10 protein-coding genes are annotated in these 12,447 nt (G+C 72.6%); 4 read left to right on the top strand and 6 right to left on the bottom strand.

The window, feature by feature from the left end:
• Nucleotides 1–403: 403 nt before the first annotated feature.
• A complete protein-coding gene (locus HGN31_RS05070; RefSeq protein ID WP_168782527.1) occupies nt 404–1,165 on the bottom strand; it encodes a GcrA family cell cycle regulator in 762 nt (253 codons plus the stop codon).
• A gap of 161 nt (nt 1,166–1,326) precedes the next feature.
• Here HGN31_RS05070 and HGN31_RS05065 point away from each other — a divergent pair, with 161 nt between their 5' ends.
• Complete coding sequence (locus HGN31_RS05065; RefSeq protein ID WP_244961200.1) at nt 1,327–2,139, top strand: ABC transporter permease; 813 nt, start codon at nt 1,327–1,329, stop codon at nt 2,137–2,139.
• Between the two features lie 183 nt (nt 2,140–2,322).
• A complete protein-coding gene (locus HGN31_RS05060) occupies nt 2,323–3,492 on the top strand; it encodes an aspartate aminotransferase family protein (RefSeq protein WP_168782525.1) in 1,170 nt (389 codons plus the stop codon).
• A gap of 84 nt (nt 3,493–3,576) precedes the next feature.
• Here HGN31_RS05060 and HGN31_RS05055 read toward each other — a convergent pair whose 3' ends face one another.
• From HGN31_RS05055 to HGN31_RS05035, 5 genes are all read right to left on the bottom strand, one after another.
• Nucleotides 3,577–4,485 carry a carbohydrate kinase family protein gene (locus tag HGN31_RS05055; RefSeq protein WP_168782524.1) on the bottom strand — a complete coding sequence of 303 codons (909 nt, stop codon included), beginning with the start codon at nt 4,483–4,485 and terminating at the stop codon, nt 3,577–3,579.
• A gap of 76 nt (nt 4,486–4,561) precedes the next feature.
• Nucleotides 4,562–5,875: a TFIIB-type zinc ribbon-containing protein gene (locus tag HGN31_RS05050; RefSeq protein WP_244961139.1), complete on the bottom strand. Its 1,314-nt coding sequence runs from the start codon at nt 5,873–5,875 to the stop codon at nt 4,562–4,564.
• Nucleotides 5,876–5,945: 70 nt separating this feature from the next.
• A complete protein-coding gene (locus tag HGN31_RS05045; RefSeq protein ID WP_168782523.1) occupies nt 5,946–7,091 on the bottom strand; it encodes an SPFH domain-containing protein in 1,146 nt (381 codons plus the stop codon).
• Nucleotides 7,092–7,201: 110 nt separating this feature from the next.
• Nucleotides 7,202–8,308, bottom strand: a complete 1,107-nt coding sequence (locus HGN31_RS05040; protein WP_168782522.1) for a DUF2927 domain-containing protein — start codon at nt 8,306–8,308, stop codon at nt 7,202–7,204.
• 35 nt (nt 8,309–8,343) lie between these two features.
• Nucleotides 8,344–9,555, bottom strand: a complete 1,212-nt coding sequence (locus HGN31_RS05035; protein WP_074826499.1) for a toxic anion resistance protein — start codon at nt 9,553–9,555, stop codon at nt 8,344–8,346.
• A 251-nt stretch (nt 9,556–9,806) separates the two neighbouring features.
• Between HGN31_RS05035 and fabF the strand changes: the two genes are divergently transcribed.
• A complete protein-coding gene (gene fabF, locus HGN31_RS05030; protein ID WP_036711797.1) occupies nt 9,807–11,069 on the top strand; it encodes a beta-ketoacyl-ACP synthase II in 1,263 nt (420 codons plus the stop codon).
• Nucleotides 11,069–12,247, top strand: a complete 1,179-nt coding sequence (gene mltG, locus HGN31_RS05025) for an endolytic transglycosylase MltG (protein WP_036703912.1) — start codon at nt 11,069–11,071, stop codon at nt 12,245–12,247. Before fabF ends, mltG begins: the two co-directional genes overlap by 1 nt.
• Nucleotides 12,248–12,447 lie beyond the last annotated feature (200 nt).

The raw sequence follows: 12,447 nt of genomic DNA, 5'->3' as shown, positions 1-12,447 counted from the left end.
ACCGGATCTCAAGGATTCCGTGGCAGATGTCGGGGTGCGGTACAGGCGGGGACGCCGATGACCGCTCCAGACCGAGGCGCCCCCTGTCCCGCCCGACGCGGCCGGATCGGGGGCTCCCACCCTCGAGGCGCGCGGCCTCGGGCTGGACGGAAATATCCTCGGGGGGATGAACGCTTGCGTTCATGGGGGGCAGACAGCCCCCCATCGACAGGGAACAGAGGCGCTGCGGCTCGGCGGAGAGCAACGGCGAGAGGGGTGAGGCAATCACCTGCGAGGGGGGTAGACAGATGCGCCCCGGGGGCCGGCACGCGCCTGCTTACGCGGGGTCAAGTGCGCCACCGGAGCGCGGCACGCGCCTGCACGCGCGCACGTGCGGGTCAACGCCCGCCAATCAGTGCGCCAATCAGCGCCGGCGGTCGCGGCGGGCGCTCATCGGCTGGAAGGCGACGCCGACATGGGCCTCGCAATAGGGTTTGCCGGGCTGGGCGGGCAGGCCGCAGAACCAGAACTTGTCGGTGGCCGGGTCGCCGATGGGCCATTTGCAGGTCCGCTCGGTCAGCTCCATCAGGCTGAGCTTGCGGGCGCGCTTCTCGACCTCGCGGACCGAGGCGAGCGCCTCGGGCGAGATCTCGTTGGCCGAGGGCTGCGGCGGCAGCGGCTGGCCGGCCGGCACGATCGGGCGGCGCGGGGTGAAGACCGGCTGCGGGGCGGGCTCGGGCGCGGTGTCGGCGTCGTCCTCGGGCAGGGGGGCCGCGTCACGGGCCGTGGGCGCCGGGCTCGCCGCGGCCTCGCCCGGCTCGGCGGTCAGGTTTGCCGCGGGCCGCGGGCTGCCCGCGGCTGCGCGGGGGGGCGAGGGGGTGGCGGGCGTCGGGCTTGCTGCGGCGCCCGTGGCGGGGACGGTGTCCGGCGCGTCGCTCTTGGCCTCGGGGCGGGCCGGGCGCGGGGTGTCGGTTGCGTCGGCGGCGGCGGGGGGCGCGGCCGGGGTGGGGGCAGGGGAGGCGGTCGCCTCGTCGGTTTCGGTGCGGTTCGACAGCCCCAGGCGGTGGACCTTGCCGATCACCGCGTTGCGGGTCACGCCGCCCAGTTCCTTGGCGATCTGGCTCGCCGACTGGCCCTCGGCCCACATGCGTTTCAGCGTCTCGACGCGGTCGTCGGTCCAGGACATCGGCGGCTCCTTGCGGATCGGGGGCGGATCGGGCGGTGCGGGGCACGAGGCGGGGTTGCGCCGCGCGCGCCCTCTGGGTCTAAGGCGGGATGCCCGGACATATCGTCTGCACCCCGCGAGTTCAAGGACGACACGCCGTGACCGACCGTTCCGCCTCTGCCCTGCCCGGTTCCCGGACCGACTACCGCGACGCGCCGATCCGCCGCTTCGGGCGGATCAACTGGCTCGGCCTGCGGACGCTGGCCACGCGCGAGGTCATGCGTTTCCTCGCCGTCTGGCAGCAGACGATCTTTGCGCCGCTGATGACGGCGGGGCTGTTCGTCACCGTCTTCGCGCTCGCGCTGGGCGAGGGGCGGACGGTCATGGGGCTGCCCTATCTCGCCTTCGTGGGCCCCGGCATCCTGATGATGACGGTGATCCAGAACGCCTTCGCCAACTCGTCCTCGTCGATCATCTCGGCCAAGATGCAGGGCAACATCGTCGACACGCTGATGCCGCCCCTGTCCGCGGGCGAGATCCTGACCGGCTACCTGCTCGGCAGCCTCGCCCGGGCGCTGATCGTGGCGGTGGTGATCGGCATCGGCATGGCGCTGGTCCTGGGGCAGGCGCCGGCGCATCCGCTGTGGGCGCTGGCCTTCGTCAGCGTGGGGGCGCTGATGCTGGGCGGCCTCGGCGTCATTGCGGGGATCGTGGCGCAGAAGTTCGACCAGATGGCGGCGATCACCAACTTCATCGTCACGCCGCTGTCGTTCCTGTCGGGCACCTTCTACTCGGTCGAGGCGCTGCCCGAGCCGTTCCGCACCCTCTCGCACTGGAACCCGATCTTCTACCTGATCGACGGCGCGCGCTACGGATTTGCCGGGGTCAGCGACGCGCCGCCCGAGCGTGGCCTTGCCGTCTGCCTGCTGGCGGCGGCGCTGGTGATCGGGCTGGGCTGGCGCTGGCTCAGGACCGGTTACCGGATGAAGCCGTGAGGGGTAGGCGCCCGACCCCGCTTGCGCCCGACCCCGCTTGCGCCCGCCCCCGCCCGGCGCTAACGCTGCGTCCCATGACGAGCCGCACTGCCCTGCGACGCTGACCGCGTCCCGCCTTGCCCCCCGGTCCTGCCGGCCGGGGCCGTTGCCGTCACCACCCCGCACGAACCAGAGGACCGACCCATGATCGACGCCGTCCTGCCGACCTACAACCGCGCGCCCCTTGCCTTCGAGCGGGGCGAGGGGGCCTGGGCCATCACCGCGGACGGCACGCGATACCTCGACCTCGGGGCCGGGATCGCGGTCAACGCGCTGGGCCACGCCAACCCCGATCTGGTCGCGGCCCTGACCGCGCAGGCGGGGCGGATCTGGCACGTCTCGAACCTCTACCAGATCCCCGAGCAGCAGCGGCTGGCCGAGATGCTGGTGGACAAGACCTTCGCCGACACGGTGTTCGTGACGAACTCGGGGACAGAGGCGGCCGAACTCGCCATCAAGATGGTGCGGCACTACTGGTACCATCACGGCCAGCCCGAGCGGATCGAGATCCTGACCTTCGAGGGGGCGTTCCACGGCCGCTCGACCGGCGCCATCGCGGCGGCGGGGTCCGAGAAGATGGTCAAGGGCTTCGGCCCGCTGATGCCGGGGTTCCGGCAGCTGCCGTGGGGCGACATCGCGGCGCTCAAGGCCGCGATCAGCGACACGACGGCGGCGGTGATGCTGGAACCCGTGCAGGGCGAGGGCGGAATCCGCCCGCTGCCCGAGGCCGACCTGCGCGAGATCCGGGCGCTCTGCGACCAGACCGGGGCACTGCTGGTGCTGGACGAGGTGCAGTGCGGGATGGGGCGGACCGGCAAGCTCTTTGCCCATGAATGGGCGGGGATCACCCCCGACATCATGATGGTCGCCAAGGGCATCGGCGGCGGCTTCCCGCTGGGCGCGGTGCTGGCCACCGAGCAGGCGGCCGAGGGGATGGTCGCGGGCACCCACGGCTCGACCTACGGCGGCAACCCGCTGGCCTGTGCGGTCGGCGCGAAGGTGATGGAGATCGTCGCCGACGACGATTTCCTGGCCGAGGTGCGGCGCAAGGGCGGGCTGATGCGCCAGAAGCTCGAGGGGCTGGTCGCAGCCCACCCCGAGGTGTTCGAGGCGGTGCGCGGCGAGGGGCTGATGCTGGGCCTCAAGTGCAAGGTCGCGCCGGCGGACGTGGTGAAGGCCGGCTATGCCGAGCATCTGCTGACTGTGCCGGCCGCCGACAACGTGCTGCGCCTGCTGCCGCCGCTGACGATCACCGACGCCGAGATCGGCGACGCGGTGGCGCGGCTCGACCGGGCCGCGGCTCGGCTCGGCTGAGGGTTCTGTCTCGCTCGAAGACCCGGTCGGCGGTCGGTGGTTGCCGACCGTCGGCTGGGTATTTTTCCCAAGTAGAAGCGGGCCTCAGCCCAGCTCATGCGGCCAGGGCGGATCGGCGCCGGGGCGCGAGACGGTGACGGCCGCGACCCGCGTCGCGTGCGCCAGCGCCGCGTCGAGCGTCGCGGCGTCCAGATCGGCCAGCCGGGGCAGCGGCCCCGCGCGGTTGAGCGCGTCGAGGATACCGGCGTTGAAGCTGTCGCCCGCGCCGATGCTGTCGGCCACGGTGACGGGGCGGGCCGGGGCCGCGCAGCGCAGGGTGGGGGTGTGGCCCACCGCGCCCGCCGCGCCGGCGGTGATCAGCACCAGCCGCACGCCACGGGCGAGGAGGTGGCGCGCGGCCTCGTCGGGGGACGCGCCGGGCCAGAGCCAGCCGGCGTCGTCGGCCGAGAGCTTGACGATCGCCGCCAGCCCGAACAGCCGGTCGAGCCGGGCGCGATAGGCTGCCGCGTCGGTAACGAAGGCGGGGCGGATGTTGGGGTCGATCATCACCGGCACGCTGGCGTGGGCGGCGCGGGTGGCGAGCGTCTCGACCGTCGCTCCGCAGGGCTCGGCGGCAAGGCTGATGCCGCCGATGAAAAGGGCCGCGAGGGTGGGCGGCAGCGGCGACAGGTCGGTCTCGGCAAACAGCCGCCCGGCGCTGCCCTCGTCGTGGAAGATGTAGCTTGCCTCGCCGTCGTTCAGCCTCACCTCGGCGCGGGTGGTGGGGCGGTCGGGGCGCGGGCAGCGCGCGGTGTCCACGCCCGCCTCGGCCAGCGGGGCGAGGAGCCGCGGGCCGAACGCGTCAGTCGAGATCGGCCAGAGGAACGCCGCCGGCGCGCCGAGCCGGCCGAGCGCTAGCGCGGTGTTCCAGACCGCCCCGCCGGGGACAGGGCGGATCGTGCCGTCCGGGCCGGGGATCAGGTCGATGAGCGCCTCGCCCGTGCAGAGGATCATGGGTGCGGCCTTCGGGCGGGTTGGTGGCGGGGGTGAGGGTCGGGCAGCCGATCCTGACCGCGCGGCGGGATGCGGGTCAATAGCCGCGGATCACGTAGTCGCCGCCGGGGGAGAGCCCGCCCGGCAGGCCGTAGCCCGGCGGCATCTCGTAGCCCTGTGGCATGGGCGCCGCGCCGATCTGGATATAGCCGCTTTCCTGCCCCAGCCACAGCAGCGCCGCGATGGCGACGGCGGCGGCGAGGACGGCGAAGGCGATCTTCCACACCGACCACGGCCGGTCGCCCTGCACGCGCCCCGACTGGCCGTTGACCACGAAGCGGTAGGAGTTGCCGTTGTACTTGTAGGCGGCGAGCCAGACGGGCAGCAGGATGTGCTTGAAGGTCTCGGCCGAGAAGTCGGTCTCGACCGCCTCGATCTGCTGGACGTCGCCGCCGATGTCGCGGCGCACGTCGGTGGCGATCACGCCGGCCATCTCGGCCCGGGCGACGCCGTGGCCGTCGGCGAGCGCGACGGTGTAGCCCTCGGCCCCGAAGCCCGCGAGATACTGCGGGTCGTAGCTTGCGAGATGCGACAGGTCCCACGGCGCCAGCGCGTCGGTGAAGCGCCGCGGCAGCGCCGTCGAGGCGAGCACGAGCACGTCGTTGAAGCGGCGCGCGACGCTGCCCGCGGCGCGCGTCCAGCGGGTGCGCATGACCTGCTGCGGCACCTGCTGGGTGCGGCCGTTGACCTGACGGGTGACGTAGACCGTCTCGAAATAGTGGTCGCCGCGCAGGCCGCGGTAGCGGCTGCGGGTGTCGGCGTCGAAGGTCCAGAAGGGGGAATAGACCCCCTGCATCCGCCGCCCGCGCCGGGCGTAGCGCACCAGCCCCGAGGGCGCGAACCACAGCCCCTTCAGCCAGTCGTCGAGCGCCGCGCGGGCCTGCGCCTCGGTCAGCACGAAGGGCAGCACGCCCTGCGGCTTCAACATCCGCGCGGCCCCGGTGTCGGTGACCACCGGCGTCGCGCAGAAGGGGCAGAGACTGGCGTGGGTGTCGCCCGACTGCTCCATCCGCGCGCCGCAGTTGGGGCAGGACACGGTGCGGACGGTCTGCGTGAGATCGCTCGACTGGTCGAGGCGCAGGCCCTGCGCGAGCGGGATTTCTTCGAGTTGGGGGGACTTGTGGCTCGCGTCCCACTGGATCGCGCGGCCGGTCGAGGGCTCGCGCAAGAGGACATCCTGCCCGTCCGGTCCGCCCGCCGACTGGCGCGCCGGGGCGCGGCCGGCGCCGGGCGAGATCGCCTGGGTGTGGCCGCAATAGGGGCAGGTCAGCGCGTTCTGGCCCGGCGCGAAGGCGAGGCTCGCGCCGCAGTTCTCGCACGGGAAGCGGTGTTCGATCTGGGGCGTGGGCATCGGCGGTCCGCGCGAGAGGCGAGGGCGGGGTGAGCGAGGGGCCGGGCGGCGGCCCCTCAGGGCGCTGCGTTCAGCGCTGCGGCAGGGGCGGGGGCAGCATGGTGAAGAGCTGTGCGAGGGCGGGGACGTCGTCGGCCTCTTTCCAGCCGTCCTGGCCCGGGGTCCAGACCAGCGTGTCGCGGGTGAAGCGCCCCTCGTTCATCAGCCGCCCGAGGTCGGCCTTGCCAAAGGGCCCCGACGCCGCCCCGTCGAGCGCGACGTGCCAGACGGTGTCGGAGGCAGGCGCGGGGCCCGCGATCATGCCGGGCTGCGGGGCCGGTGCGGGCGCGGCGGGCACGGCCTGCGGGATCTGCCCCCACGGGCCGCGCGCGCCCTGCTGCGCGGCCATCCCCATCCCGAGCGCCGCGCCCATTCCAGCGCCGAGCCCCGCGCCCATGCCGCCGTCGCGGTTCGAGGCGTTCAGCATCGCCTCGGACTGGGCGTAGCGGCCGAAGCGGTCGAGGTCGCCCACGATCCCGATCGAGGTGCGCTTGTCGAGCATCCGCTCGACCTCGTCGGGCAGGCTGATGTTCTCGATGTAGAACTCAGGGAGCGTCAGGCCGTATTGCGCCACCGTCGGGCCGATGGCCTTGGCGACCATCTGGCCGAGCTGCTGGGTGTTCGCGGCCATGTCGAGCACCGGGATGCCCGACGAGGCGATGAGGCGCGAGAACTCCTGCACGATCACGTTGCGGAGCTGGAAGGCGATCTCGTCAGCGGTGAATTCGCCGTCGGTGCCGACGATCTCGCGCATGAAGGCGGCGGGGTCGGTCACGCGCATCGAGTAGGTGCCGAAGGCGCGCAGGCGCACCGGCCCGAACTCGGGGTCGCGGGCGATGACCGGGTTGCGGGTGCCCCACTTCAGGTCGTTGAAGCGGGTGGTGTTGACGAAGTAGATCTCGGACTTGAAGGGCGAGCGGAAGCCGTGGTCCCAGTGCTGGAGCCGGGTCAGGATCGGCATGTTGTTCGTCTCGAGCATGTAGAGCCCGGGGCCGAACACGTCGGCAAGCTGGCCCTCGTGGACGAAGACCGCCGCCTGCCCCTCGCGCACCGTCAGCTTGGCGCCGTACTTGATCGCCCTGCCGCGCGTCTCGTAGCGCCAGACCATCGTGTCGCGGGTGTCGTCCACCCATTCGATGACGTCGATGAACTCGCCGGTCAGGAAGTCGAGGACCATGGTTTCCTCCGTTCGGGGTGTCGTGGGCGGGGCGGCCCTGTGGGCGTGGGTGGGTCAGGTCGGTGGGGGAACGCGCCGCGGGCGGCGCCGTTCCGGGGCGGCAGAGCGCATCAGGGCAGCATCTCGGCGGCGATCGCCTGGACGATGGGCCGGGCCTCGGCCTCGGTCATGCCGGGGCGCAGGCGGGGGTCGTAGAGCATCCTGAGCAGCAGCTCGTCGTGGCGGGTGAGGAAGGCGAACTCCTCGTCGTCGTTGAAGATCGAGGGGCGGGCGTCGGGGCTGTCGTTGGCCAGACCCATGCCCTGCGCGAGCTCTTCGTGGACGCAGCTCGTCCGCAGGCGCTGCGGCAGCTCGGCCCGGATCACCGCGACCGCGTTGGAATAGGCGGCGCCGGCGCCGGGCGAGTAGGCGAAGACGGTGCAGTAGTTCTGCGGCGAGAGTCGCTCGATCGCGGCGAGGTCGGCGCGGGGAATGCCGGGGATCAGCTCGGCCACCCGCGGGCCGATGGCGCGGCGTTCGTCCTCGGAAAGGACCAGCACGACGAAGTTGCCACCCGCGCCGGCCATCGAGACGGGGTGGCCCGAGATGCGCGCGAGGCGGGCGGCGTAGTCGCCGATCGTCGCGCGGTCGCGGATGCGGGTCGCCTCGGGGACGGACTCGCCGAACTCGACGGTCAGGGTCACCGGGCGGTCCCAGCGGCGCAGCGGCGCGGGGTGGGCGCCGGGGACGAGGCGCCCCGCGGCGTTCATCTGGTATTCGTCGCGCAGCGCGATCTGGACGAAATCCTCGGCCAGCTTGGCGGCGCCGACCTTGATCCCGGCCCCGTCGTCGGTCCGCAGAAGGCCGCGGGCGAGGAGCGTGTCCTCGATGTTCTCGAGATACTGCGCCATCGTGGCGCTGGCGGTCGTGGGGGGCGCGCTGGCGGCCTTGGCGCGGGCGCGCGCGGCCTCGGCGCGGTCGCGGCGCAGCTGGGCCTCGGTCGCGGCCTCGGGGCGCGGGAGCGGCGGGGGGACGGCGGCGGGCCGGGCGGCGGGGGCCGGGGCGGGGACCGACGGCGGCGCGGGCGCGGGCGCCTCGGGCGCGCAGGCCGAGAGGGCGAGGGCGGTGAGTGCGGCCAGCGCGGCGCCGCGGGTGGTGCGGGGCGCAGGACGAGGCGCGGGGGACCGACCCGGCGCGGGGGCGACGGGGCGGCGGGCGGGGGCGAGAGGCGGGGTCATTCGATCCGAGAGCACGCGAGGGGAAGGGGTCAGGGTCAGCCGCGCGGCCGCGCCGGGGTGGCCGTCGCGGGGGCTGCGCCCATCGCCGTCGGCGCAGAGGCGCGGGCGCGCGAGGCGGCGAGGGTCTGGCGCAGCTCGGCCTCCATCTTCTGGAGGTCCATCTCGGCGGCGGCGCGGCGGGCCTTGCCTTCGTCGGCGATGCGCAGGCTGTCCTCGATGGTGGCGATCAGCTCGGCGTTGGCGGTGCGGACCGATTCGATGTCGAAGACCCCGCGCTCCATCTCGGTGCGGATGCGGACATTGGCCTCGCGCAGGTTCTTGGCGTTCGCGGTCAGCAGCTCGTTGGTCAGGTCGGTCGCCTGCTTGACGGCGCCCGCGGCCTGGGCGCCGCGCTGGATCGTCACCGCCTGCGCGAGCTGGGTTTCCCAGAGCGGGACGGTGTTGACCAGCGTCGAGGAAATCTTCGTGACCAGCGACTTGTCGTTCTCCTGCACCAGCCGGATCGAGGGCAGCGACTGCATCGTGACCTGGCGGGTCAGCTTGAGGTCGTGGACCCGCCGCTCAAGATCGTCGCGGAGCGCGCGCAGGTCGCGCAGTTGCTGGGCCGCGATCACGTCGCCGTCGGTGGCATCGGCGGCGACCTTGCGCTCGGTCGCGGGAATGGTCTCGGCGTCGAGCTCGCGTAGCTTTTCCTCGCCCGCGGCGATGTAGAGGGCGAGCTCGTCGTAGAAGTCGAGCGTGCGCTCGTAGAGCACGTCCAGCGACTTGATGTCCTTCAGCAGCCGGTGCTGGTGGGTGTCGAGATCGGCGGTGATGCGGTCGATCTGGCCCTGCACCTGCTCGTAGTTGGCGACGAACTTGGCGAAGGGCGCGGCGCGGCCGGTCAGGCGTTCCCACCACGAGCGCTCGCGCCGGACGTCGAGTTCCGAGATCGAGAAGCCGCGGATGGTCGAGACGATGTCGCGCAGGCTGTCGCCCGCCGGGCCCACGTCCTTGTTCTTGACGTCGGCCAGCATGGACTGGCTGATTTCCTGCAGCCCCGACTGGGCGCGGCTGCCGAAATGCACGATCGAGGTCGTGTCGGAGAGGTCGATCTCGGCCATGCGGCGGCGGATTTCCTCGGCCACCGGGGGGGCGGCCTCGGCCAGCGGCGCCACGGGCGGGGCGGGTTCGGGCAGGACCACGGCGGTCACGGCCTCGAGTTCGGGCAGCGCAGCCTCGGCGCGGGCTTGGGTCTGGGTGCTCATCGGGGGTCCCCTTGTGGCCGGTTCGAGGGCTGGGCGGCGGGCGAAGCTGCGGGCTGCCGCGGGCCGAAGTATCGCGCGATCAACAGGATATGGCCAGTAAAGTTCCGCTCCCTAGGGCCCGGTCGGCGGGGGCGGGGGCGATCACGCGGTTGTGCGCGGCCGGGGGGGCGGCACCCGGCGGCTGGCGCGCGTTGCGCGGGCGGGGCGGCCTGTGTATGGAGCGTCGTTGCACGATTGGTGGAAGGAACATCATGCGCAGGGTCGTCGTCACCGGGCTGGGGATGGTCACGCCGCTGGCGTGCGGGGTCGAGGAAACATGGTCGCGGCTGCTCGAGGGGCAGTCGGGGGCGGGGCCGATCACCCGCTTCGACGCCGCGAACGTGGTCACGACCTACGCCTGCGAGATCCCGTTCGGCGACGGCGCGGACGGCAGCTTCAACCCCGACGACTGGATGGAGCCGAAGGACCGCCGCAAGGTGGATGACTTCATCCTCTACGGCATGGCCGCGGCGACGCAGGCGGTGGCCGACAGCGGCTGGACCCCTGACACCGACGAGGCGCGCGAGCGCACCGGGGTGATGATCGGCTCGGGCATCGGCGGGCTGACCTCGATCGCCGAGACCGCCGTGTTGATCAAGGAGCGCGGCCCCAAGCGGGTGTCGCCGTTCTTCATTCCGGGCGCGCTGATCAACCTTGTGAGCGGGCAGGTCTCGATCCGCTTCGGCTTCAAGGGGCCGAACCATGCGGTGGTGACGGCGTGCTCGACCGGCGCCCATGCCATCGGCGACGCGGCGCGGCTGATCGCGCTGGGGGATGCCGACGTGATGGTGGCGGGCGGCGCCGAGGCGCCGATCAGCGAGATCGGCATCGCCGGGTTCAACGCCTGCAAGGCGCTGTCCACCAAGCGCGCGGACGACCCCAAGGCGGCGAGCCGCCCGTGGGACGCCGACCGCGACGGCTTCGTCATGGGCGAGGGGGCAGGCGTCGTCGTGCTGGAGGAGTACGAGCACGCGAAGGCGCGCGGCGCGAAGATCTATGCCGAGGTTCTGGGCTACGGGCTCTCGGGCGACGCCTATCACATCACCGCGCCGAGCGAGGACGGGGACGGCGGGTTCCGCTCGATGTCGGCGGCGCTGAAGCGCGCGGGGCTGGGGCCGGAGGCGCTCGACTACATCAACGCGCATGGGACGAGCACCATGGCCGACGTGATCGAGCTGGGCGCGGTCGAGCGGCTGCTCGGCGATCATGCGCGGAACGTCACCATGTCCTCGACGAAATCCTCGATCGGGCATCTGCTCGGTGCGGCGGGCGCGGTGGAGGCGATCTTCTGCATCCTCGCCATCCGCGACCAGATCGCGCCGCCGACGATCAACCTGGACGATCCGGTGCAGGAGACGCCGATCGACCTCGCCGCCAACGCCGCCGTGCGGCGCAGGATCGACGTGACGCTGTCCAACAGCTTCGGCTTCGGCGGCACCAACGCGAGCCTCGTCATCGGCAAGGTGCGCGACTGATGTGGCGGGCCATCGCCTCGAACGCGCTGACGCTGCTGGTCGTGCTGCTGGTCGGCGTCGCCGTGGCGGTGGCGTGGGGGCGCAACGCCTATGTCGCGCCGGGGCCGAGTGCGGCGGCGCAGTGCATCGAGATCCCGCAGGGCGCCAAGCTCGACGCGGTGAGCAAGCAGCTGGGCGCGCAGGGGGCGATCAGCTCGCCCTATATCCTGCGCACCGGGGCGGATTACGCGGGCAAGGCGGGGCAGCTCAAATACGGCAGTTACCTCGTGCCGCCGCACGCCAGCATGGCCGAGATCGTGGACACGATCACCGCCGGCGGCCCCTCGACCTGCGGGACCGAGGTGATCTTTCGGGTCGGCGTGCGCGAAAACGCGGTGGTGCTGCGCGACCTGAACCCCGCGAGCGGTCGCTATGAGGACCGGGTGAAATACGACCCGGCGAAGGAGCAGGCGCCCGAGGCCATCGTGCAGGCCGAGGCCAAGCCCGGCGCCCGCCTGCGGGTCGCGGTGGCCGAGGGCACCACGGTCTGGCAGGTGGTCGAGGGGCTGAAGCTCGCCGGTTTCCTCGACGGGGCGACGGGTCCGCTGCCGCCCGAGGGGGCGCTGGCGCCGGACACCTATGAGGTCAACCGCGGCGGCAACCGGCGCGAGCTGATCGACCGGATGCGCGCGGCGCAGCAGGCGATCCTGACCCGCGCGTGGGAGGCGCGGCCGTTCGGCCTGCCCTACAAGACCCCCGAGGAGGCGCTGACCATGGCCTCGATCGTGGAGAAGGAGACCGGGGTTCCCGACGAGCGGCGCACGGTCGCCGCGGTGTTCGTCAACCGGATGCGCGAGGGGATGCGGCTGCAGACCGACCCGACGGTGATCTATGGCGTCACCGGCGGCAAGGAGGTGCTCGACCGCGGGCTGCGGCGGTCCGAGCTGAACCGCAAGACGCCCTACAACACCTATCAGATCGACGGGCTGCCGCCGACGCCGATCGCCAACCCCGGACGGGCGGCGATCGAGGCGGCGCTGGCGCCTGACGAGTCGCCCTATCTGTATTTCGTCGCCGACGGCTCGGGCGGGCACGCCTTTGCCCGGACGCTGGCCGAGCACGAGGCGAACGTGGCCCGCTGGCGCGAGATCGAGCGGGCGCAGGGGGCGGATACGGAAAGCCCGGTGCAGACGGACTGACCTGCGTTCTGCGCTGGGCGGGGTGTCTGGGGCGAATCGTCGGGTTGGGGATTGGGGCCGCAAAGAGGGCCCGAGTCGGGGCGGGTTTGGCCCGCTGCGCGGCGGAAGCGCAGGGTGTTGCGGCCGGGACGCTGGGGCGTTGCGTGCCGCAAGTGTCTGATTTGTAATATGGAAATCAAGAAGCTCGGCGCCCGGACCGG

The organism is Paracoccus sanguinis (genome assembly GCF_012689545.1).
In the GTDB taxonomy this organism is placed as follows: domain Bacteria; phylum Pseudomonadota; class Alphaproteobacteria; order Rhodobacterales; family Rhodobacteraceae; genus Paracoccus; species Paracoccus panacisoli.
This window is presented reverse-complemented; position numbering and strand designations above follow the sequence as displayed.